Here is a 21583-nt window from a genome sequence, read left to right on the forward strand (position 1 = left end):
ATTTGCCGGTCGGTTCAAATTGGAGCTTGAACGATGAAAACGACCTCGCTGGCCCATATGGCCGTCAAACACGGTTATAACCACTTGGCCGAGGCCTTGTACCTTACGAGCGGCGCCGATTTGACCAAGCCCGTCAGCTTCTACGCGTTGATCAACGAACGCTGCAACGTGAAGTGTCGCTATTGCAAATTTTGGCGCTTGCCCGAGTACAAACCGGAAATGACGATTGAACAGTGGCAAACCGCCTTGCTGAGTATTCGGGCGTTCGTCGGCACCTACTCCATCAACTTCAGCGGCGGCGAACCCTTCTTAAAGCCGGGCTTTCTGGACTTGATGGATTTCTGCCGCAAAAACGGGATTCACAGCGGCGTAACCACTAACGGATCGACGCTGAACCGGAAAAATGCCGCCCGGCTGGTGGAAACCCAGCCGTTCAATTTGAATATCTCCTGCGACGCGCCGAGTGCGGAACTGCACGACTACTTGCGCGGCTATCCCTCGCTATTCGAGAGGCTGGTCAACGGTATTCGATACGTTCGCGATGCCCGCGACAAGGCCGGGCTGAATTTTCCTATCGTCATTAAAACCACGGTGAATGCCAAAAACTTCCGCTTGTTGCCGGAAATGGTGAAATGGACCCAAGAAGTCGGCGCAACCGCGCTGAACCTTCAGCCCTTGGATCGCTGGACCCCGGAAACCTACGACGAACTGTGGATCGAAGAATCAGACTGGCCGGAACTCGAGCGGGTGCAGAACACGCTGATCGCGCTCAAGCGCGCCGGAGAACCGATCATGAACAGCGAAACGGTCATCAACCAGATGGTCAAACATTTTCGCGAGGAAAAAGCGCCACCCGAGGCCATACCTTGCCGAGTCGGTATGCGCGACTTTTTTATTCGGACCAATGGCGATGTCCAAACCTGCTTCTACTTCCCGGTGATCGGAAATTTGACGCAACAGAGCGCCGAGCAGATCTGGCGGGGTCCGGCGGCCCGTAAAATTCGGAAGGAAACCATCGCTTGCCAGAAGTTATGCCTACATACCTGTCTTAGTCAAAAGACGCTGCGCGATAAGGTGAAGATGGGCTTGATTTTGCTCCGTGGGCGCTGAGGCAACGCTATTTAGTTCGCGCTTTTCCCGCCGCTGCTTCGATATGGGTGGGGATTGCGCGGATGGCCCGCCGTTCACAGCTTACCGCGTGAATCTTTACGGCATTTTTATCCGCTAGTCCGTACACTGATTGCTGTCTCCCAAATCAAGATCCGCTACATTTTCAAATGAATCCAGAACGCCCGGATCCCGACCAATTGCTGGCCCGCGTTGCTCGGGACCGGGCCAAGGCCAAGCGAGGCCGATTGAAGATATTCTTCGGCGCGGCGGCCGGAGTTGGCAAGACTTACGCGATGTTGTTGGCGGCCAGGGAGCGGCGCGCGGAGCAGTTGGATGTGATCGTCGGCTTGGTGGAAACCCACGGCCGTAAGGAAACCGAGGCCTTGCTGGACGGCTTGGAGTGTTTGCCGACCCGGCCGGTACCATACAAGGGCGCGGTTCTGCGCGAGTTCGATATCGACGCGGCCCTGAAGCGGCGACCGGCCATCATTCTGGTCGACGAGCTGGCCCACACCAACGCGCCCGGTTCCCGCCATCCGAAACGTTGGCAGGACATTCATGAATTGCTGGAAGCCGGCATCGACGTCTACACCGCGTTGAACGTGCAGCATCTGGAAAGCCTGAACGACGACATCGGCCAGATTTCCGGGATTCGGGTTTGGGAAACCGTGCCGGACACGGTATTCGAAGATGCCGACGAAGTCGAACTGGTGGATTTACCGCCGGACGAGCTATTGCTCCGATTGAAGGAAGGCAAAATTTATCTGCCGCAACAAGCGCAACAGGCAATACAGCATTTTTTCCGCAAAGGCAATTTGATTGCGTTGCGCGAACTGGCGCTCCGCCAGACCGCGAGCCGAGTCGATGCGCAGATGCTGGATTACCGAGAAGATAATGCGATCCGCGAAGTCTGGCAGGTTGGCGAGCGCTTGCTGGTGTGCATAGGGCCCAACCCGTTGGCCGAACGGCTGGTACGGGCCGGCAAGCGCCTGGCGGCCGGGTTGCGGGCCGAATGGATCGTCGCTTACGTCGAGACGCCCGAGCTGGCCCGGCTGCCGGCGGTCAAGCGCGACGGGGTGTTACGGATATTGCGACTAGCCGAGCAGTTGGGCGCGGAAACCGTCACGCTCAGTGCGCCGGCAATGAGCGAGGCGATCATCCGCTTTGCCCGGGAACGCAATATCAACAAAATCGTGGTGGGCAAACCCAGTCGGCGCGGTTGGCGGCGCTGGTTATTGGGGTCGGTCGTCGATGTGTTGATCGCTCAAGCCCACAATATCAATATTTATCTGTTGGGTAGTCCGCGTCGCGGCGAGATGGATGCGCCGGAAGCCGAACCGTCGCTGTTCAGAAAAAGCCCGCTGCCGGGACTCAAGCAGCGCATCCCGGCCAAGACGCGCCGGCGCTATCTGGGTTACGCCTGGGCGGTCGGCGTGACGGCGTTCAGTACCGCGGTCGGTTATTTATTGTTCGGCAGCGTCGAACTGGCAAACTTGGTCATGGTGTTTCTATTGGGGGTAGTGTTCGTTGCCACGCGCTTCGGTCGGGGACCATCGATTTTGGCGTCGGTGCTGGGTGTCGGCGTGTTCGATATTTTGTTCGTTCAACCGTTTTACAGTTTTTCGGTATCGGATAGCCAATATTTGATTACTTTGCTGGCGATGCTGGTGGTCGGCATCGTGATCAGCAATCTGATGGTCAATGTGCGTTCGCAGGCTAAGGTGGCGGCGCACCGGGAACGGCGGGCCGCGGCCTTATACGCGATGAGCAAGGAATTATCCGGCGCCCAGAACGAAGAGGATATCGTCAAAATCGCGGTCCGCCAGTTGTATTCCGAATTCAGCAGCCGCAACGCGATTTTGTTTGCCAACGCCGAGGATAGAATCGAGCATCCGCGCGGCGCGGCATTGGCGGAGTCTCTGCCGGGCGCCGATCTGGGCATCGCGCAGTGGGTCTTCGATCACAACGAAATGGCCGGACAGGGCACCAACACCTTGGCCGGCGCCGAGGCGATTTATTTTCCGATTCAAAACGATGATAAAGTCGTCGGCGTACTGGCGATGCGGCCGGTCAATCTGCGGCGGGTGTTTTTGCCGGAGCAGCAGAAATTGCTGGAAACCTTTTTACGCCAAATCGGCCAATCCGTGGCCCGCATTCGCTTCGCGGAAACGGCCCGCGTGACCCTGTTGCAAGTCGAGGCCGAACGTTTGCGCAACTCCTTGCTGAGCGCGATTTCCCACGATTTGCGCACGCCGCTGGCGACTATCATCGGCTCCGCGACCACATTGGCCGAAGACGCCGGCCAGTTGCAGCCGTCGGATAAATTGGAATTAAGCCGGGCCATCGTCGACGAAGCCGAACGGATGTCGACTTTGGTTAACAATATCCTGGACATGGCCCGCCTGGATTCCGGCGTACTGGAACTGAACAGGCAATGGCATCCGTTAGAAGAAATCGTCGGCACCGCGTTAACCGTGCTGCAAAAGCGCCTGGCCGGCAGACCGGTGCGGGTATCGCTGCCGGCCGGTATTCCGATGGTTTACGCCGATGCGGTGATGATCGAGCAAGTGTTGATCAATCTGCTGGAAAACGCGGCGCGCTATACGCCGGTGGGTAGCGATTTGGATATCCGCGTGGAAACCAGCGATCAGGCTGTCGAGCTCAGCGTCGCCGATCGGGGGCCCGGTATTCCGGCCGGCAAGGAAGAGCGGCTGTTCGAAAAGTTTTTCCAGGTTCGCCACGAAGCCGCCCAGAGCGGAGCCGGCTTGGGTTTGGCGATTTGTCGAGCCATCGTCGAAGTCCATGGCGGCCGGATTTTCGCCCGCAATCGGTCTGGCGGCGGCGCGATTTTTACCTTTATACTGCCGCTGGACCAACCACCGCCCAGCCTGGAGTTAGAAGAATGATGGTCGAAGCGACCGTAAGCCGGCATGGCTAAAATCGAGCCGGTCATCATCGTCGTCGAGGACGATCCGTCGATACGGCGGTTTTTGCGCACCGGTTTGACCACGCACGGTTTCGCGGTGTTCGAGGCCGAGACCGGCAAGCAAGGCCTGGTCGAGGCTGGCGTGCGCAAGCCGGATCTATTGATTTTGGACCTGGGCCTGCCGGATATGGACGGGGTTGACGTGATTCGCTCTTTGCGGGCTTGGTCGGCGGTGCCTATCATCGTATTGTCGGCGCGCAGCAACGAGCAACACAAGATCGACGCGTTGGACGCCGGCGCCGACGATTATCTGACCAAACCCTTCGGTTTCGGCGAGTTGCTGGCCAGGATTCGAGTGGCGCTCAGACACGCTAATCGCGGCGCGGAAGGTGCCGGCGAAGCAGTGTTTACGGCCGGCAACCTGCGGGTGGATTTGCAAAACCGTCTGGTTAGCGTCGCGGACGAGGACGTGCATCTGACGCCTATTCAGTACCGTTTACTGGCGGTATTGATCAAGCATGCCGGTAAAGTTCTGACTCATCGGCAGATATTAAAAGAGGTTTGGGGACCGTCCTCTCAAGAAAACGCGCATTACTTACGGATCTACATGAGTCAATTGCGCCAAAAACTGGAGGCCGATCCCACTCAGCCGCAACATCTGTTAACCGAATCGGGCGTCGGCTACCGATTCAAAGTTTGACGGTGAGCGATTCCGGCGCGGGCTAGCGACGCCAGCCCCAGCGGCCGCCGGCAATCCGGGCGGATTCGAGTGATGCGGACCCGGCCCGCGAATGCAATAAGCCATGTTTTTTCCGCGATGGCTTTGCAAGTCGCGGCGTGCTGGCGGCCAGCGGGGCGGTTTGCAATCGCCGGCTCAATGGTTATCTTTCAGGCAATGTTGTTCATCATGGGCCGGGCCTTCGCTCAGCGTGCCGGCCAGATAGGCTGCCAAGGCTTGATCGGGCGAGGTCTCGCCGGTGGTAAGCAACTCGGTAGAGCGGGTCGCCAGATTGCGGATCACGCCGTCGCCGGCCGAGCCGGCAATCGCGATATCGACAGTGTGCAAGGGGTGGCGATTGCCGTCGCCACGCACATGCCATTCGTGCAGACTGCCGATGTCGGTCAAATCCAGCGTCCAGGCCAGATCGGCGCGGGACTCCTTGGTAACGACGTAGACCAGCCAGCGCGACGCTCTGCCCGCGTGAGAAGCGACGCGGCCAGCGGTGTCCACGGCGATGGCTATCAGTTTGTCTGTCATAGTTTGAATGCCTCTGTTGATATCGAATCGAGTGCAACCATCGGAAAACGCACTCGGCGCACCTATTTCCCATAACAATTGCACGGTTAAAGGCAGTATCGCCGATTCGAATCTAAGCGGTCAATGGCTCGGCTAGCGAGGCTGGATCAGCGGGGAGGTTTACTGCCGATCCGGACCAGCGTGTTTGAACGGCAGATAGCCTTGGGCGGTGAGTTTGTAGCGCTGCATGCCGATCTTCTCCCGTTCCAGAAAACGTTCCACCGCGTCCGCGAAGCCGGGATCGCGCAGCCAATGGGCGGAATAGGTGGTAATCGGTTCGAAGCCTCTGGCAATCTTGTGTTCGCCCTGGGCGCCGGAATCGAAACGGCTCAGGCCGTTGGCGATGCAATAGTCGATGCCCTGGTAATAGCAGGCTTCGAAATGCAGTCCGCTGAATTCTTCGTCGCAACCCCAATAACGGCCGTATAAGGTATCGGTGCCGATCAAGCTCAGCGCGGCGCCGACATAGCGGTCGTCGTTGATCGCCAGGATCAGCAATATTCGCTGCGGCATGGTCAGCGCGATTTCTCGAAAGAAATCCAGATTCAAATAGGGTTGCGAGTGGTGCTTGATGTAGGTCGCCGCGTAGAAGCGGTAAAAGGCTTGCCATTGCTCGTCGGTGACGTCGGCGCCGGCGACGCGTTGCATGACGATGCCTTGCTCTTCTACCTTACGGCGCTCGCGTTTGACCATCTTGCGCTTGGCGGCGGTCATCGTATCGAGAAAGTCGGCGAAATCGCGGTACTCGCGATTGAACCACTGAAATTGCACACCTTCTCGAATGCTCATGCCCAACGCACGCAACCTGTCGGCCTCGTCGGGCCGCGGGAACAAACAATGCCAGGACGAGACCGCTTCCCGTTCGGCTCGGTCTTGCAGGTATTCAATCCAGCTTGTCAGCACCGTTTCGTTTCCGACACCGGGCGCTACGGCCCAACGCGGCCCTTGACAGGGCGTGAACGGAATCGCGGTCAACCATTTGGGATAATAGGCCAGCCCGTGTTGGCGATAGGCATCGGCCCACTGTTGGTCGAATACGTATTCGCCCCAGGAATGCGATTTGCGATACAGCGGCAACAAGCCGACCGGCCGGCCATTCTCCAGCGCCAACAAATGCTGCGGCCGCCAGCCTCCGCGCGGGCTAACCGAGCCGCTGTGTTCCAATGCCGTCAGAAACTCGTGGCATAAAAACGGGTAGCCGTCGCCGGTCAGTTCGTTCCAGACCGCCCGGTCGATGCGGTCCAGGTCGTCCAAGGGAATTACGTCCATTTTAAAATTGGTTGAGAAACTGACTGATGGTGAAAATGGCAAATGGCGTACGTCTGATGCATAAAAAACGGAGCCGGAATCTTACCGGGATAGTTCGGAGCGAATCGTAGAAAGGCCGTCCGACCCTGATACGGTTTGGGAAATCAGGTCGGGAGCGATCATTTCTACCTTCCGAATCGGGTTTGTCCAGCTGCTGTTTGCAGCGCAGAGCAGACTGTCGTGGTTGAAACGATTGGCGCGATCGTCACCGTTGCTTGAATACTAAACCGATTCCAAGCCGCTTGCCAGCGGCTTCCAAGCCCGCGTTGCTAAAGCTGTCCTCGAGTCGTTAAAAAATTGGGCTTCGCGAACGGCTTGGCCGGCGGCCCGGCGTAGTGAATTCGGCCTTCTTGGCGGTGAATGCACAGCCGTGCGAGCAGACCGAATGCGAGCGGTTCAGACAGGGGTAGGTTCGGGGTAGCCAGAATGTCGAGACAGCCCGACTGGTTGGATGGCGAATCAAGCCCCTCCTCAAGCCCGTCTTCCGCAAAACAAGCAACCTAGGCATGGCTTGCCGTTAAGTTTGAGTTAAGAGCCCGATGCGATATTTTTCTCTAATAGAACCGAATTCAAATTTCTAACGATTAGAGGGATAAACCGAATGAAACAAAGTATCGAATTTGACTCGAATAATGCGTTTACTCAAGTCAGGTCAGCCATCGCGGAGTTAATGACGTTTTCTTTCGCGGATAGGGAAGATGACATGCTGTATGCGGTGAATAAATTAAAGTCGGTATTAAGAGCCGTGCATGATAATTATCAGTGCTGGAATCGCGACACGATACGCGAATTCGTGCTTTGTAAAAACGATCCGTTGAGATTCGTTGATTTGAATTCCGACCAGTTCAATGCCCGAGTCCGCAACATCCAGCAAGATATGATCGCTAAATTCTCGTTGAATTAAAATTCAAAATTTCTAGCCTCTGTTTGGTAAGCAGTCTATTAACAGCATCTATATCAATAGGTCGAAAGAAGCGAAGATAGTGCCCATTTATAATGAGGTGGACATCGAGCCGCGCATCTATCTTGTCGCGTTGTTCCGTCAATTGCCATTGGCAAAAAACATCGAAGACTTCGAAGCCCTGCTGCCTTGGCATCTCGTCAACCCAACGGTCTAATCAAGCTCGTACGGCTTTATTCAAAAAATCAACGACGTTGTTTAAAGGACGCTTACCATTAAACCACGCCGTTTTCTTACAGCTCTAAAATCAGTGATCAGTTAGGGCTATCGGAATTTAGCTCGACGTCCCTAATCGATCGGTCCTAGACATTCTGAACCGAACTGCCCCGGCCGATGAATTGCACCGGTTCGGCGCATACGCGCTCGCCACTCCGAAAGGGAAAGAGACTGACTGGCCGAGGGTGCGCGCGGCCGCGAATCAGATGCGCGTCTTGGCGTTGGTTGTCCTCTAGCCGGCATTTTTACCGTTCCCGACGGAAAAATAAATGCTTAAAACGTCGCCGGGGTCATTCCCGGAACTTCTAGGGAGATTCCCGGATTGATGAGATGTTAAAAAATCTGGATTGGATTATTCCTGAACAAACTAAAAAGGTGATGAGCGATGCCGATTGGTTGATGATTGTACTTGCTGTCTACTTTCACGACATGGGGATGTTGGTCACCTAAAGATGAGTTCAATGCTAGAGTAAAACCTGAATCGGGGTTCACTGATTTTTGTGAGCAGGTGCTTTTCTCTGGGCAAAGCGGCCCTGACTACAAAGCAAAGGTCGCCAAACTTTCAGATCAGGATAAAGATCGCTTTCTTTATCAAGAATTCGTTCGCGCCAAGCATGCCGAAAGGATTCGCGCATGGATTATGGGGCAAACCAAAGATCAACTGGGTATCCGCGACTCGCCGCAAACCGCTCTAACCCACCGCGACCGCTAATGGGATATCCGGCTGGCCGCCGGAGCAGCGCTTTCAACGCAAATCCGGCAATTAACGCGGTTCCCAGTCTCGATCGCAACGCAAAAAGTCTATCCCGCAACACTAAAAGTGATTCTCGCAACGCTTCGAGCAATACACGCAAGGCTCCAAGCCTTGCGCATAACACTAAAAGCCTTGCGCACAAGGCAAATAGTGATTCCCGCAACACTAAAAGAGTTGCGCGCAATTCTCCGAGCAATAAACGCAAGGCTCCGAGCCTTGTGCGTAACACTAATAGCCTTGCGCGCAAGGCAAATAGTGATTCCCGCAACGCTAAAAGAGTTGCGCGCAATTCTCCGAGCAATATACGCAAGGCTCCGAGCCTTGTGCGTAACACTAAAAGCCTTGCGGGCAAGGCAAATAGTGATTCCCGCAACACTAAAAGAGTTGCGCGCAACGCTCCGAGCAATAAACGCAAGGCAAAAAGCGGGACGGACGGGGATTTTCATTTACAGCGGCAAGTATGTTGCCGTTCAGGCTTCGATAGGACTCTTGCATATTCCGGTCAAACCACCCAGCGATTCCGACTTCAAAACCGCCAGGCATTCCGGTCGCAAAGCGGCCGCCTTTTCCAACCCAAAGTTAGCCATCGATTCTGATACCATTACGCCAGTAGTGAATGACGGCTTTTGGAAATGGCGAATTGACGCGAACGACCCGTTGCGGTAGTTCGTTTAGTTATCCAAAATGTCCGGTTGAAATGCCATACCGGACGGCAAATTGAGAATGGCTTCGGTGGATTGGGTTGAGAGAGTCGATACCCAGCATTTAAATGAAAATTATCAGTTAAAATCTAGGCTTATCGTAGTACCCCGCCAACCAGTTTTACTAAAATACCAATGAATTTTCTCAACAAAAGTCACCGCTTTTCGATTGCCCTGTCTTTTCCCGGTGAACATAGAACTTTTGTTAAACAAGTAGCCGACATCTTGGCTGAAAAATTCGGCGAAGACGGGGTGCTCTATGACGATTATCATGATGCTGAGTTCGCTAGACCAGATTTAGATGTTTACCTGCCGAATCTATACCGAACAGAATCAGAGTTAATTGTATTGTTTCTGTGTCCTGTATATCCTCAAAAACGCTGGTGCAGACTGGAATGGCGGCATATACGCCAATTGATAGCCACATTAGATAGTGACCGAGTTTTTTTTCTAAGCTTTGGTAACCCAGGTGATTTATCTGAGTTTGGAATAATATCAGGAGACGGATATATCGACATCGAATATAAAGGTCTTAGTTCGCAGATGGTAGCTGAGCGCATTCTAAAAAGACTTGAGATTAATCGAAAAGCCACTTCCACGTTGCAACAAAATGATACGTTTGCAAAGGTGGGATTACATTCTCAATCTGAGCAAATTACCGAAGAGGTTATCCAACCGAAAGGCATTCTTCCAATCATACAAGCCATTACACCGTCATACATCAAACAATACAAATGGCACTCTATTAGCTTTTCAAATAGCCGTGATCTTGGGCCTGCCTTAATGGGGCGCGGACTTGGCCCGAGTGATGCGGTTGCCTGCCCGAAATTAATTGAAACTAGCATAATCATTCAGCAGCTAAAGTGCGCTTATTCGACAAGGCTTGTTGGTGACCCAGGCTCCGGTAAATCTGTATGCGCCTACCAAGCAGCATACGCATTAGCATGTGAAGGCTGGTTTGTTGTGCGCCTTGACGACACAAATCCTAATATTGATTTTTTGGGCTTAGATTTCGCCGATGAACGCAACACATTATATTTAATCGATGATGCACATCTGTTGAAGGCTTCTGTATTGAGGGAAATTGAAGATAAAACGAGCCCAAGCAAATTTTTACTTACGATTCATACGTTGTTGGATCGCACAGAGACGCATCGTGGGTCTATCCGAATTAACCAAAAACGTGCAGTTCAAACAATTGCCGCACAACTAAAAACGAATCTCAGTAATACCCTTGCAGCAGTAAAGCGAGCCGATGATAGAGTTGGAGAAGGATCATTTGATGAAGATTTGATACGCCGCATTGATTCGGCAGAATCATCGTCAGAATTTCCTTGGCAATTCTGCTTCATTTTAGGTGGTGGCTGGCGGCGGGCAAATGAAGTTGCTGACGCGAGTCGAGTGCATGAATCAGACCTGATTTTTGCTATCGCTGCGGCTCAACAATTGGCATCGCGTGATTCACCGACAATAAAAGATACCATGCTCCGCTTGGGTATATTGGCTGGTTTAACTATTGAAAAAATCGAGAATGGATTGGCTTGGTTGGTAATTGAGCGTCTTCTGCTTTCAGAGAGTGACTTGCGATGTCCACATCAACGCTTTTCTAGCGCCATTATCGGCAGAATTTACTCAAATTTAGAAGCGTCTGAGCGTAATTCATTTATCAAAGTTTGTAGAGAAATAGTCTTAGGCTCGACAACAACGTTAGCTGGTGTGCGAATTTTGATTCATGAGCTGAGATTTACTGGTTTCGACTTACGTTGGTACTATGAGCTACGGCCCAGCCGATGGATTAACGAGGAAACCCGAACAGCGTTAATGCAACGATGCTGGAACGCATCTACAGCAGAAGACAAGACGTTTGCATGTTTGTTAATAGCAGAAATAGGTGAACCTTGGGAGCATCTGATAAAAGACAGCGAGATTAAGCTACTTGGACAATGGTTGTCAGAGGCAACTCATCCAATGGGTTTTGGCTTAAGTCGTTTATTGAACGATATTTACAATAATGACAAAACACTTGCTGCCCAAATCGTATCAGCAGCCAATCCAATTAAGGTTGCTTGGTTAGTCAGCGAAGTTACACCTGAAAATGCTTATACCATCGGTGAAATGATTAATCGGGTAGCTTTGGTATGTAGTGACGAATGGAAATCTTCGTTCAATACCGCGTTGCAACGGAGTCGGATTTTAGAGACTATTCAGAAATGGCCTGAAAATGAATATATTGGCGATTTCGGAAAATATTGTTACTCATTGTCTTTTTATGATTTTGATTTTGCTTTTGAGATTATTAAGTGCGCTTTACCATGGCTACAAGTTACTATAGCTGCTGATCCTGTTAATAGTTTTAGACAGATTGAATACGACATTTTTATGTGCTTTCTTCGTGTTTTTGATCCCCTCGGAGTAAATAAGGGAAAGCACAGACCTGATCGTCAACGAGTTGAAATTGCCCGTGAATTGTGTAAGAAAATTGATTGTAAAAAGGCAGCAGAAAAAATATCAAATGTATCCCGAAGAGAATTCCAGAGCGCAGCGCATTTCCTCGCTATTTTCAGGAACTTGAATAAAAAACAATTTGCAATTTTGTGTCGTCATCTTGACTGGGATTCTATAGATAAAGCAATTGGAGATAATTGGGGGATTTTAGATCACGATTCTACAGTTTTTATCTGTCAAGTATCTATGGATGAAGAGTCACGAAAGAAGGCTGTTTCTGTCATACAGTCCCATATAGATGAAATTACAGTTTTACCTTCACGAATAGCCATCTTGGCACCTGGCCTTGCTTGCTCTCTAGTAGAACGGGGAGGGAAAATCGCCATAGGGGAAGATATGTCTTTGAACTGGAAAGTCGCAGTTTATGTTATCCATCAATTTGGTGAGCTGAGACCAGAGTTGGTTCCTTATTTGCTTGCGCCTCACGAGTCAAAAGCTGCGGAATCTTTGCAATCAAAGCAAACTAACATTCTCGATGATGCAGATATTTTTCTTCGCACTTTAGAACAATATGTGCCTGAGGGATTAACCCGAATTCTTTCTATGCTGGAACCCAAAGCGGCAGAAGATGCTTGGTCAGCCTGCTTTGCCAAAGGCGGCAAACCAAGCCGAACGGCGGCAATACTTGTTGAGCATTGCTTAGAAATGGATTGGGAACTTGGAATGGTAGCAAAACGTTTGCGGAAAAGATTTCCTAAGGCATCTATCCCAAACTTAACAATTTCTTCGTAGATGCTGTCTTCTTCGCCAAGCCTTAATTTCTTTTTGTCGAAAATCGGCTTGGTAAGGTCGACAGCTTTGACCTCACCAAAACGCGATGCACGACTTTAGTAAGTAGCCTCGATGGAATCGAGGATTCGAAGGCCAACACCATTACAGATTGCCGATGTTAGTCTGATGAAGGATGGCCGACATCCTCGATTCCGCTAACGCTGCATCGAGGCTACGCAAAACCTGCCCCTGTAGTGCAATCTCAAACAGCCTCAGGCGGCTATCCATTTCACTGCGGTCATAGAAGCGGAAGCGAGATGGTCCGCTCGTGGCCGTTCTATCCCAAACGCCATCACCGCATGAATGAATAATCCCCGCCCTTCGACTCAAGGGTGGCGGGTGAGCTTATTGATTGTTATCGCTCTTGCAAATTGCCGGTTTTAGGCAGTTCGTTGGGTAGGGCTGCGTAGCCTAAGTGGTCTCGGGCGGCTCCGCTAGCCACAGGCAGTTGCCGGACACTTTGGCGATTTTGGCTAGGCGCTGCTCGTGGGCGGTTTGTTCTTCGTCGTTGCAGGCGATGACTTTCAGGCGCGGCCGGTCGGCGGAGAGCTGGACGATGGCTTGTTCGCCGCTACGCTCTGTTTCGGTGTCTTCCAGCAACGAAAACTGGCCGCCGGTCATCAATAGATAAACGTCGGCCAGAATCTCGGCGTCCAACAGCGCGCCGTGCAGTTCCCGGTGGCTGTTGTCGATGCCGTAGCGCTTGCAGAGGGCGTCCAGGCTGGCGCGGGCGCCGGGGTGTTTTTTGCGAGCGAAGGGCAGGGTGTCGAATACGCTGCTGTTGGATTCGACGGTGCGGGTCTCGCCCGGCAGCAAACTCAGCTCGTGATTTAAAAAGCCGACGTCGAACGGCGCGTTGTGGATAATCAACTCGGCGCCGGCGGTAAAGGCCATGAAATCCTCGACGACGTCGGCGAAGCGCGGTTTGTCTCGCAAGAACTCGTTGGTGATGCCATGGACTTCGATGGCGCCGGCATCGATTTCCCGGTCCGGGTTTAAATAGACGTGAAAGTGGTTGCGGGTCAGCCGGCGGTTGATTAGCTCGACGCAACCGATTTCGATAATCTTGTGACCTTCCTTGGGATTGATGCCGGTGGTTTCGGTATCCAGTACGATTTGCCGGTGTTGGCGCGAGCTCATCGTTGCTCCTTAGCCGCAGAAGGCTTTCAACAATTCGGTTTGCACTTGGTAAGCCGCTTGTTCGCCACGTTCGGCGCGGCGGTACTGGCCGTCGCTCTGAAGCAACCACGCTTGAGCCGTGTCGCTCAAATAGCCTTCCAGATCGGCCAGAATCCGGTCGATGTTTTTTCGGTCGCCGATTGGGAAACACACTTCCACGCGGCGGAACATGTTGCGATTCATCAAATCCGCGCTGGAAGCGTATACCGCCCAATCGCCGCCGTTGTAGAACGCGTAAATCCGGGTGTGTTCCAGAAAACGGCCGACGATGGAGCGGACTTCGATGTTTTCGGAAACCCCCGGCACGCCGGGCTTCAGACAGCACATGCCGCGCACGATCATTTTGATTTCGACACCGGCCTGGGAAGCGCGGTACAGCGCGCGGATCGCCTGTTCCTCGACCACCGCGTTGACCTTGATGATGATCTTGGCCGACTTCCCCTTCTTGGCCTGGTCTATCTCCTTTTCGATCATCTTCATCAGGCCCGGATGCAGCGTAAACGGCGATTGCAGCAGTTTGTTCAATTTGCTGACCTTGCCCAGGCTGGTCAATTGCATGAACACCCGGCGCACGTCCTCGGCCAATTCCTTGTCGCACGTGAATAAGCCGTAGTCGGTGTACAGCCGGGCGGTTTTGGGATGGTAGTTGCCGGTACCCAGATGCACGTAGTTGCGCAGCGTGTTGTTTTCCTTACGCAACACCATGCACATCTTGGCGTGAGTCTTGTAGCCGACCACCCCGTACACGACGTGGGCGCCGGCTTCCTGCAACTTGGCGGCCAAGCCGATGTTGTCCTTCTCGTCGAAGCGGGCGCGCAGCTCGATGACCACGGTGACTTCCTTGCCGGCGCGAGCGCCCTTGATCAGCGCGGCAACGATCGGCGAATCGACACCGGTACGGTACAAGGTTTGCTTGATCGCCAACACGTCCGGATCGGCGGCCGCTTGCTTGATGAAATCGACGACCGGCGTGAACGATTCGTAGGGGTGATGCAGCAGTACATCTTGTTTGCGGATGCTGGCGAAGAAATCCTTATTGCGGCCGAAGGCGCTGGGCACGCTGGGTTTGAACGGCGGAAACTTGAGTTCCGGCCGTTCGATCAGGCTGTAAATCGCTTGAATCCGGCTCAGGTTGACCGGGCCGTTGGCCAGAAACAGCCGGTCGGCGGTCAGGTCGAAGCGGGCCATCAGGAAGTTGACGGTTTCTTCCGGGCAGTTGGCGTCGATCTCCAGGCGAACTTCGTCGCCGTAATTACGCATCGCCAATTCGCCTTCGACAGCCAGCATTAAGTCGTCGATGGCATCGTCGTCGACGAAGAAGTCGCTGTTGCGAGTGACCCGGAATTGATAACAACCCTTGACGGTCATGCCGTTGAACAAGTCGTTGACGAAGGCGTGGATAATCGAGGAAAGAAACACGAAATCGTGCGGACCGCTGTCGGTGTCGGCCGGCGGCAGTTGCACGATGCGGGGCAAGGCGCGCGGCGCCTGCAGCACGGCGCGGCCGCTATTCCGGCCGAAGGCGTCCTTGCCGGTCAGCGAGATGATGAAATTCAAACTCTTGTTGAGGATGCGCGGAAACGGATGGGCGGAATCCAGCCCGACCGGGGTCAGAATCGGCAGCAACTCTTCGTTAAAGTATTTTTCCAGCCAGGCTTTTTGCGAGGCGCTCCAGCGGTCGCGGCGTAGGAAGCGGATATGGTCGGCCTCCAAGCGGGGAATCAGGACTTCGTTGAGCACCCGGTATTGTTCGGCGACCAGATCGTGGGCCTTGACCGACAGCCGGTCCAGTTGCTCGTTGATCGTCAATCCGTCCGGGCTGATGACGTTGGCGTCCATTTCGGCCATTTGCAGCAAGCTGGCCACTCGCACTTCGTAGAATTCGTCGAGATTGGAACAGGAAATGCATAAATAATTGAGGCGCTCCAGCAACGGCAGGCTGTCGTCCAGCGCTTGCGCCAAGACCCTGGCGTTGAATTCCAAAAGGCTGAGTTCGCGGTTAATGTAAAGCTCCGGGCTATTAAGTTCGATTGGCTGCATGGCGGTCCTGGAAGGGGCGGTCTGGCGCCGATTATAAGGCAAATGCTTCGGCCTTAGGTTACGGCGGCGTTTAAGCGTCCGAAGTTGTTATAATCGCCGCCCAACGTTAATCGGATGTTTGATTCATGAATTTTCCAACGATAGAAGCTTTTGTCGGAAACACGCCATTGGTACGGTTGCAACGATTGCCGGTGGCGAATGCTTGCACGATTTTGGTCAAGCTGGAAGGCAACAATCCGGCCGGCTCGGTCAAGGACAGGCCGGCCTTGAGCATGATTCAGCACGCCGAAGCGCGCGGCGAGATCAAGCCGGGCGACCGCCTGATCGAAGCCACCAGCGGCAATACCGGCATCGCGCTGGCGATGGCGGCGGCGATCAAGGGGTACAAAATGACGCTGATCATGCCGGATAATATGAGCGCGGAAAGGATCGCATCGATGAAGGCGTACGGCGCCGAAATCATCCTGACTCCGGCCAAGGGCAGCATGGAGGGTGCGATAGACCTGGCGCGAGCCATGGAAGCGCGTGGCGAGGGCCGCATCCTCGATCAGTTTGCCAATCCGGACAATCCGTTGGCGCATTACGAAGGCACCGGCCCGGAAATTTGGCGCGACACTCAAGGCACCATTACTCATTTCGTCAGCTCAATGGGTACCACCGGCACCATCATGGGGACCTCCAAATATTTGAAGGAACAAAATCCGGCCATTGAAATTGTCGGCGTGCAGCCGGAAGGCGAGTCCAAGATTCCCGGCATTCGCCGCTGGCCTAAGGAATACCTGCCGAAGATTTATGACGACAGCCGGGTGGATAGAATTATCGAAGTCAACCAAATCAACGCCGAGAACACCACCCGCGCGTTGGCCGCCGAGGAAGGCATTTTCGCCGGCGTGTCGTCCGGCGGCGCGGTTTACGCGGCGCTGCAATTGTCCCAGCAAGTAGAAAATGCGTTGATCGTGGCGATAGTCTGCGATCGAGGCGATCGTTATTTGTCCACAGGGATCTTCCCGACCTGAAATTCGCAAGGCGTCGGTTAAATCGCCCGACCTCAAAGTTCCCCGCCGTCCCGTCGGATCGCGATGCGCCGATCCGACCCACGTTAATTGAATAATGGCTTACAAGAAAAAACTTCCGTTAGACCCGGTTACCGTTACCATCGAATCCTTGTCCCACGACGGCCGCGGCATCAGCCACGTCAACGGCAAGGTGGTGTTCATCGACGAAGCCTTGCCCGGTGAGAGCGTGGACTTCGTCTATACCGACAGCCGCCGCGATTACGCCGAAGGCATGGTCGTGAAACTGCACGACCGCAACCCACACCGCGTCGATCCGGCCTGTCCGCACTTCGGCAGTTGTGGCGGTTGCAGTTTTCAGCATGTCGACGACGCCGAGCAGATTCATTTCAAGGAAGATTTGCTGCGCGAGCAGTTTCGCCGCATCGGCAAGGTCGAGATTCCACAGATTTGGGAAGCGTTGACCGGACCGCACTGGGGCTATCGCACCAAGGCGCGGATGGGCGTGAAATGGGTCGCCAAAAAGGGCAGGGTGCTGGTCGGTTTTCGCGAGCGCCGCAATCCCTATTTGGCTGAAATCGATGCCTGTAAAGTGATGCACCCGATTGTCGGCGAAAAACTGACCTTGCTCGGCGACATGATCGCCGGCCTGACCATCAAGGACAAGATTCCGCAAATCGAAGTCGCGATCGGCGATAGCGAATGCGTGCTGGCGTTTCGGGTGTTGGAAATGCCGACTACCGAGGACAAGCAGCGGATGCGCGAATTTGCTCATCGTCACCAGATCAGCATTTGCCTGCAGCCCAAGGGACCGGACAGCATCGTGCCGCTGGATGGCGAGCCGGAGGTGATTCCAAGCTACGCCTTGCCGGAATACGGCGTCAAATTCAACTTTCGCCCGGCGATGTTTACCCAGGTCAATTACGACATCAATCGGCAAATGATCGCCCGCGCGTTGGCCGCGCTGGAATTGACCAAGGCCGACCGGGTATTGGATTTGTTTTGCGGGCTGGGCAATTTCACGCTACCGCTGGCGACCCGCGCCGGTTACGTGGTCGGCATCGAAGGCGACACGCCGCTGGTCAATCATGCCCGCGAGAATGCCCACTTGAACCGGCTGGACAATGTCGAATTTCATGTCGCCGATTTGACCAAGGACGTTCGGGATCAGCCCTGGAGCCAGCAAAAATTCACCAAGGTGTTGCTCGATCCGTCGCGGGCCGGCGCATCCGAGGTGTTGCACAACTTCAAGCATTGGCGGCCGGAGCGCATCGTCTACGTGTCCTGCAATCCATCGACATTGGCGCGCGATGCCGGTATTCTGGTCAACGAATTGGGTTACCAACTGGTCAAGGCGGGCGTGATGGATATGTTCCCGCAGACCGCCCACGTCGAGTCCATCGCATTATTCGTCAAACCATGAGTCCACATTGTTACATCGACGTATCGCTTGCCGACCAGCGTTTGTTGTTGATCGAAGACGACAGCGTGATGCGGGTGTTTGCGGTCTCCACCGCCAAGAATGGGCCCGGCGAGCTGAAAGGCAGCGAATGCACGCCGACCGGCTGGCACCGGATTCGCGCCAAAATCGGCGCCGAGGCCCCGGTCAACACCGTGTTCGTCGGCCGGCGACCGACCGGCGAAATCTTTACTCCGGAACTGGCACTGACCCAACCCGAACGCGACTGGATACTCAGCCGGATATTGTGGCTGGGCGGTCTGGAGCCGGGCAAGAACCGCTACGGCGAGGTCGATACCGCCTGGCGTTATATTTACATCCACGGCTGTCCGGATGAAGCGATGCAGGCGGTGCCGGCTTCGCACGGCTGCATCCGGATGCGCAATGCCGATATGATCGAATTGTTCGACATGGTGTCGCCCGGCTGCCGGGTGTTTATTCACGCCTGAGCGGCAGCGCGTGAGCCGCATCGTTCTCGGTGTCGAATACGACGGTAGCCGTTACGCCGGTTGGCAGATTCAGGCTGGTAAAGCCACCGTGCAAGGCGAGTTGGAACGGGCGCTGACCAACGTCGCTGCCCAACCGGTGACGGTGTTGTGCGCCGGCCGCACCGACGCCGGCGTGCACGCCCTGGAGCAAGTCGTGCATTTCGATTGCCCGGTCGAGCGGGATTTGCGCGGCTGGGTGATGGGCGGCAACAGCCATCTGCCGGACGATATCCGCATCACCTGGGCCAAGCCGGCCGTCGATGATTTTCATGCCCGCTACAGCGCTATCGCCCGATTTTACCGCTACGTGATTCTGAACCGGGCGATGAAGTCGGCGTTGCTGCGCGACCAGGCGACCTGGTGTTATCAAACGCTCGACGCCGAGCGTATGCACCGCGCCGCCCAACATTTACTCGGCGAGCACGATTTTTCGTCGTTCCGTGCCCAAAGCTGCCAGTCGGTCAGTCCCTATCGGTTGATGTATTTCATCGACGTGGTTCGCGACGGCGATAAAGTGGTCATCGACCTGTGCGCCAATGCGTTCTTGCACCACATGGTCCGAAACATCGCCGGCGTGCTGATCGATATTGGCAGCGGCAAACAGCCCGAAGACTGGACTTCGCACCTGTTGGAAATCAAGGACCGCGCCCAAGCCGCGAGCACCGCGCCGCCGCACGGTCTGCACCTGGCTGGCGTGTTTTATCCAGAGCGCTACGGCGTTCCCACTCATCCTGTCTTCTTGAAGTTGCCTAAAGACGCCAAACGTTTTGATTGACGGCGCCAATTGTTACTCAGCTTTACTTAATGCTTCTGTAGATTAGGTTTTTTTGACGTTTTGAGTTTGCTTCGGCTTGGTCCGAACGGATTAGATTCTCTCTCGGAAGGTCGTCGTAAAACCCTATTTTTTCGACTGTCCTTCATAAACCGGCCGTATTTTCCGTGACCAACCGAAATCCGTGGCAGTTGGCGGGCAAATGCCAACTGTCGAATATTCGCACGTGTGTGTCGGCAATCCAGTAAAACCTGATCAAGAGGCAGCGGCATCTCGGTGCCTGGATAAGCGTATTGCCCCTAATTCTGCCTACGTTAGCCAGAGCCGTACCGCCGTCTTATCCCGTTTGAGTTCCTCGCTAACCCGACCCATAGCTGACGATGGCCTACATGACGCGTTTGGCAGTACTTGTCATGCCATCGCTGACTGATACCTCGTGCTGCAAATCTGTGATAGACCTCAATAAAATCCTCATTTATTTGATTTCCATCAAAAAAACGGAATTGGCACGGAAAGCGCTTTATTCCCGAAAAGACAGATGGTTTGGCTTCAATCTGCTTTGTCAGTCAACTCAATCAACTTAGGGGAATTACATTGAACACGTCAAAATCCAAATTCGGCTATTTCACCGCCATTTTGTTGTTGTCCGCAGCTATGCACAATGCATCGGCGGCAACGCTAATCGATAACTTTACCGACTTTCAAGTTGCCGAAAACGGTACCGACGGGCCGCTGCCGATATTTGGTACCGATTTGGTTAACGCTTACAGAACCTTGACTGCGGAAGCAAACCCCACCGACGCCGATACCGAAGTTGCGGTGGAAAGCGGGATGCTGACGATCAGCAACAGCACCGATTCCAACGGTACCGCAAGCATTTTATATAGCTTCGATCCGATTAACTTGATGTCGGTCGCCGACGCGCTGCTATTGAATATCGGCTTTATCGATTTGAGCTTTGAAATTCAAGTGATCGCAAACGGATTGTCTGTGTTCGATTTTCACAATTTTGGCGGTACCGGTCAGCACGCCATTGCTTTTTCAGACTTCACCAATCCTTCCAGTTTCGGCAACCTGAGCAGCTTGCAGTTGAATTTTCGCGGCGTTGAAGCTTGGGACGCACAGATCGATTTGATGGCGGCCAATCGCACCGGCACGCAAACCAACACGGTTCCCGAGCCGACCACATGGGCACTGTTGATTATCGGCATGTTTTATTTGCGTCAAATGTCGGTAAAACCTGCGCTGTCCAAATTGTCTTGAAGCTTTATCAACGAATTCGAACCTATCAGAGGAATCCAACATGCGTAACCATTTTCCATTGAAACTACTGAGCTCGCTGCTGTTTTCAGGCTTGCTCTCGATTGCGGGTCATGCTGACGCCAGTAACCTGACCATCGATAATTTCAACCAACTACAAAATGTGACGGACCGCGGCAATGGAAGGCCGGGAGAAGTCTATGTGCCGGGTGCCACGAGCAACAGCGTCGCTGAAATTTCCGGCAGCGATTTGGCGCACGTATCCAGGACCTTTTCCGCGACGGCTACCGAAGGACGTTATGCGAATAAGGAAGAGATTCAATCCGGCGCCGGCGCTTTGAAAATCTCCAATTCCGCTGGTTCCGCCGGTGCCGCGTCGATTTTATGGACGTTTGATCCTACGAACTTCACGTTATACGGCAGTGCGATATTGTTAGAAGTTCTGACCATCGATCTGGACGTAAATATTGAAATGGTCGTTAACGATATCGCCGTGGCGGGCAGTAAGACGGTTAGTCAAACCGAAGATTTCTGGTTCGATTTCAATCAGTTTTCCAATCCCAGCGTGTTTTCCAACGTCTCCAGTTTACGTTTGAATTTTACCGGCCCGCAGGCTTGGGATGGTCAATTTCGCTTGTTGACCGCTGGTACTCCGACTCAACCTGACATTATCGGTTCGGTACCGTTGCCACCCAGCTTTGTAATGATGGGAACGGTATTGTTCGGCTTCCTTGGGGCCGGCAGACTGCGTAAGGCAACGGCTTAGTCGATTTAGGTAGGGAAGCCGCTTAATTACAAAACGCCCCTTCTCGCTGAAGTCCGC

At 53.8% G+C, this 21583-nt stretch carries 17 protein-coding genes and 1 pseudogene; 14 read left to right on the top strand and 4 right to left on the bottom strand.

Annotated elements, in window-relative coordinates; all coding sequences use genetic code 11:
- The first annotated feature begins 33 nt into the window (after positions 1-33).
- From ACQE3D_RS08660 to kdpE, 3 genes are all read left to right on the top strand, one after another.
- Positions 34-1110 (top strand): radical SAM/SPASM domain-containing protein, encoded by a 1077-nt coding sequence (locus ACQE3D_RS08660; protein ID WP_427551630.1) that lies wholly within the window; start codon positions 34-36, stop codon positions 1108-1110.
- A 167-nt stretch (positions 1111-1277) separates the two neighbouring features.
- Complete coding sequence (locus ACQE3D_RS08665; protein WP_427551631.1) at positions 1278-4016, top strand: DUF4118 domain-containing protein; 2739 nt, start codon at positions 1278-1280, stop codon at positions 4014-4016.
- Between the two features lie 24 nt (positions 4017-4040).
- Positions 4041-4736, top strand: coding sequence for a two-component system response regulator KdpE (kdpE, locus tag ACQE3D_RS08670; RefSeq protein WP_064030779.1), 696 nt, complete (start codon positions 4041-4043; stop codon positions 4734-4736).
- Positions 4737-4910: 174 nt separating this feature from the next.
- Here kdpE and ACQE3D_RS08675 read toward each other — a convergent pair whose 3' ends face one another.
- Positions 4911-5294: a NifB/NifX family molybdenum-iron cluster-binding protein gene (locus ACQE3D_RS08675; protein WP_313728302.1), complete on the bottom strand. Its 384-nt coding sequence runs from the start codon at positions 5292-5294 to the stop codon at positions 4911-4913.
- A 159-nt stretch (positions 5295-5453) separates the two neighbouring features.
- Positions 5454-6602 (bottom strand): GNAT family N-acetyltransferase, encoded by a 1149-nt coding sequence (locus ACQE3D_RS08680; RefSeq protein ID WP_427551632.1) that lies wholly within the window; start codon positions 6600-6602, stop codon positions 5454-5456.
- Positions 6603-7242: 640 nt separating this feature from the next.
- Here ACQE3D_RS08680 and ACQE3D_RS08685 point away from each other — a divergent pair.
- From ACQE3D_RS08685 to ACQE3D_RS08705, 5 genes and pseudogenes are all read left to right on the top strand, one after another.
- The gene (locus ACQE3D_RS08685; RefSeq protein WP_064030776.1) at positions 7243-7545 is read left to right on the top strand and encodes a hypothetical protein; all 303 of its coding nucleotides are present in this window, start codon (positions 7243-7245) and stop codon (positions 7543-7545) included.
- Between the two features lie 103 nt (positions 7546-7648).
- Positions 7649-7759, top strand: a pseudogene (locus ACQE3D_RS08690) (transposase domain-containing protein); the annotation flags it as partial.
- Between the two features lie 389 nt (positions 7760-8148).
- Complete coding sequence (locus tag ACQE3D_RS08695; protein WP_427501530.1) at positions 8149-8268, top strand: HD domain-containing protein; 120 nt, start codon at positions 8149-8151, stop codon at positions 8266-8268.
- Positions 8228-8530, top strand: coding sequence for a hypothetical protein (locus ACQE3D_RS08700; RefSeq protein ID WP_139306303.1), 303 nt, complete (start codon positions 8228-8230; stop codon positions 8528-8530). Before ACQE3D_RS08695 ends, ACQE3D_RS08700 begins: the two co-directional genes overlap by 41 nt.
- Positions 8531-9408: 878 nt before the next feature.
- Positions 9409-12510, top strand: a complete 3102-nt coding sequence (locus tag ACQE3D_RS08705; protein ID WP_427551634.1) for a hypothetical protein — start codon at positions 9409-9411, stop codon at positions 12508-12510.
- 450 nt (positions 12511-12960) lie between these two features.
- Here the strand turns inward: ACQE3D_RS08705 and dnaQ are convergent, their stop codons facing one another.
- Together dnaQ and ppk1 are read right to left on the bottom strand one after the other, a co-directional pair.
- Positions 12961-13689, bottom strand: a complete 729-nt coding sequence (gene dnaQ / locus ACQE3D_RS08710) for a DNA polymerase III subunit epsilon (protein ID WP_427551635.1) — start codon at positions 13687-13689, stop codon at positions 12961-12963.
- A gap of 9 nt (positions 13690-13698) precedes the next feature.
- Positions 13699-15810: a polyphosphate kinase 1 gene (gene ppk1, locus ACQE3D_RS08715; RefSeq protein WP_269454749.1), complete on the bottom strand. Its 2112-nt coding sequence runs from the start codon at positions 15808-15810 to the stop codon at positions 13699-13701.
- Between the two features lie 83 nt (positions 15811-15893).
- On the opposite strand from ppk1, the gene cysM reads away from it, so the two are divergent.
- From cysM to ACQE3D_RS08745, 6 genes are all read left to right on the top strand, one after another.
- Entirely contained in the window at positions 15894-16784 is an 891-nt protein-coding gene (gene cysM / locus ACQE3D_RS08720; RefSeq protein ID WP_064027120.1) for a cysteine synthase CysM, read from the top strand.
- A gap of 94 nt (positions 16785-16878) precedes the next feature.
- The gene (rlmD, locus tag ACQE3D_RS08725) at positions 16879-18204 is read left to right on the top strand and encodes a 23S rRNA (uracil(1939)-C(5))-methyltransferase RlmD (RefSeq protein WP_427551637.1); all 1326 of its coding nucleotides are present in this window, start codon (positions 16879-16881) and stop codon (positions 18202-18204) included.
- Positions 18201-18689 carry a L,D-transpeptidase gene (locus ACQE3D_RS08730; RefSeq protein WP_064027115.1) on the top strand — a complete coding sequence of 163 codons (489 nt, stop codon included), beginning with the start codon at positions 18201-18203 and terminating at the stop codon, positions 18687-18689. The genes rlmD and ACQE3D_RS08730 overlap by 4 nt, the downstream gene beginning before the upstream one ends.
- Before the next feature lie 10 nt (positions 18690-18699).
- Positions 18700-19503: a tRNA pseudouridine(38-40) synthase TruA gene (gene truA, locus ACQE3D_RS08735; protein WP_427551638.1), complete on the top strand. Its 804-nt coding sequence runs from the start codon at positions 18700-18702 to the stop codon at positions 19501-19503.
- 591 nt (positions 19504-20094) lie between these two features.
- On the top strand, positions 20095-20763 hold the full coding sequence (locus ACQE3D_RS08740) for a hypothetical protein (protein ID WP_064027111.1): 669 nt from the start codon (positions 20095-20097) through the stop codon (positions 20761-20763).
- A gap of 40 nt (positions 20764-20803) precedes the next feature.
- Positions 20804-21526: a hypothetical protein gene (locus ACQE3D_RS08745; RefSeq protein WP_064027109.1), complete on the top strand. Its 723-nt coding sequence runs from the start codon at positions 20804-20806 to the stop codon at positions 21524-21526.
- Positions 21527-21583: the final 57 nt, after the last annotated feature.

It is taken from the genome of Methylomonas sp. MS20 (assembly GCF_050275925.1).
Classification (GTDB): domain Bacteria; phylum Pseudomonadota; class Gammaproteobacteria; order Methylococcales; family Methylomonadaceae; genus Methylomonas; species Methylomonas koyamae_A.

Bases quoted from the DNA above. Each gene is read 5' to 3' on its own strand.
- ACQE3D_RS08660 (WP_427551630.1), top strand. From the start codon at position 34: ATGAAAACGACCTCGCTGGCCCATATGGCCGTCAAACACGGTTATAAC.
- ACQE3D_RS08665 (WP_427551631.1), top strand. From the start codon at position 1,278: ATGAATCCAGAACGCCCGGATCCCGACCAATTGCTGGCCCGCGTTGCT.
- kdpE (WP_064030779.1), top strand. From the start codon at position 4,041: ATGGCTAAAATCGAGCCGGTCATCATCGTCGTCGAGGACGATCCGTCG.
- ACQE3D_RS08675 (WP_313728302.1), bottom strand. From the start codon at position 5,294: ATGACAGACAAACTGATAGCCATCGCCGTGGACACCGCTGGCCGCGTC.
- ACQE3D_RS08680 (WP_427551632.1), bottom strand. From the start codon at position 6,602: ATGGACGTAATTCCCTTGGACGACCTGGACCGCATCGACCGGGCGGTC.
- ACQE3D_RS08685 (WP_064030776.1), top strand. From the start codon at position 7,243: ATGAAACAAAGTATCGAATTTGACTCGAATAATGCGTTTACTCAAGTC.
- ACQE3D_RS08695 (WP_427501530.1), top strand. From the start codon at position 8,149: ATGTTAAAAAATCTGGATTGGATTATTCCTGAACAAACTAAAAAGGTG.
- ACQE3D_RS08705 (WP_427551634.1), top strand. From the start codon at position 9,409: ATGAATTTTCTCAACAAAAGTCACCGCTTTTCGATTGCCCTGTCTTTT.
- dnaQ (WP_427551635.1), bottom strand. From the start codon at position 13,689: ATGAGCTCGCGCCAACACCGGCAAATCGTACTGGATACCGAAACCACC.
- cysM (WP_064027120.1), top strand. From the start codon at position 15,894: ATGAATTTTCCAACGATAGAAGCTTTTGTCGGAAACACGCCATTGGTA.
- rlmD (WP_427551637.1), top strand. From the start codon at position 16,879: ATGGCTTACAAGAAAAAACTTCCGTTAGACCCGGTTACCGTTACCATC.
- ACQE3D_RS08730 (WP_064027115.1), top strand. From the start codon at position 18,201: ATGAGTCCACATTGTTACATCGACGTATCGCTTGCCGACCAGCGTTTG.
- ACQE3D_RS08745 (WP_064027109.1), top strand. From the start codon at position 20,804: ATGCGTAACCATTTTCCATTGAAACTACTGAGCTCGCTGCTGTTTTCA.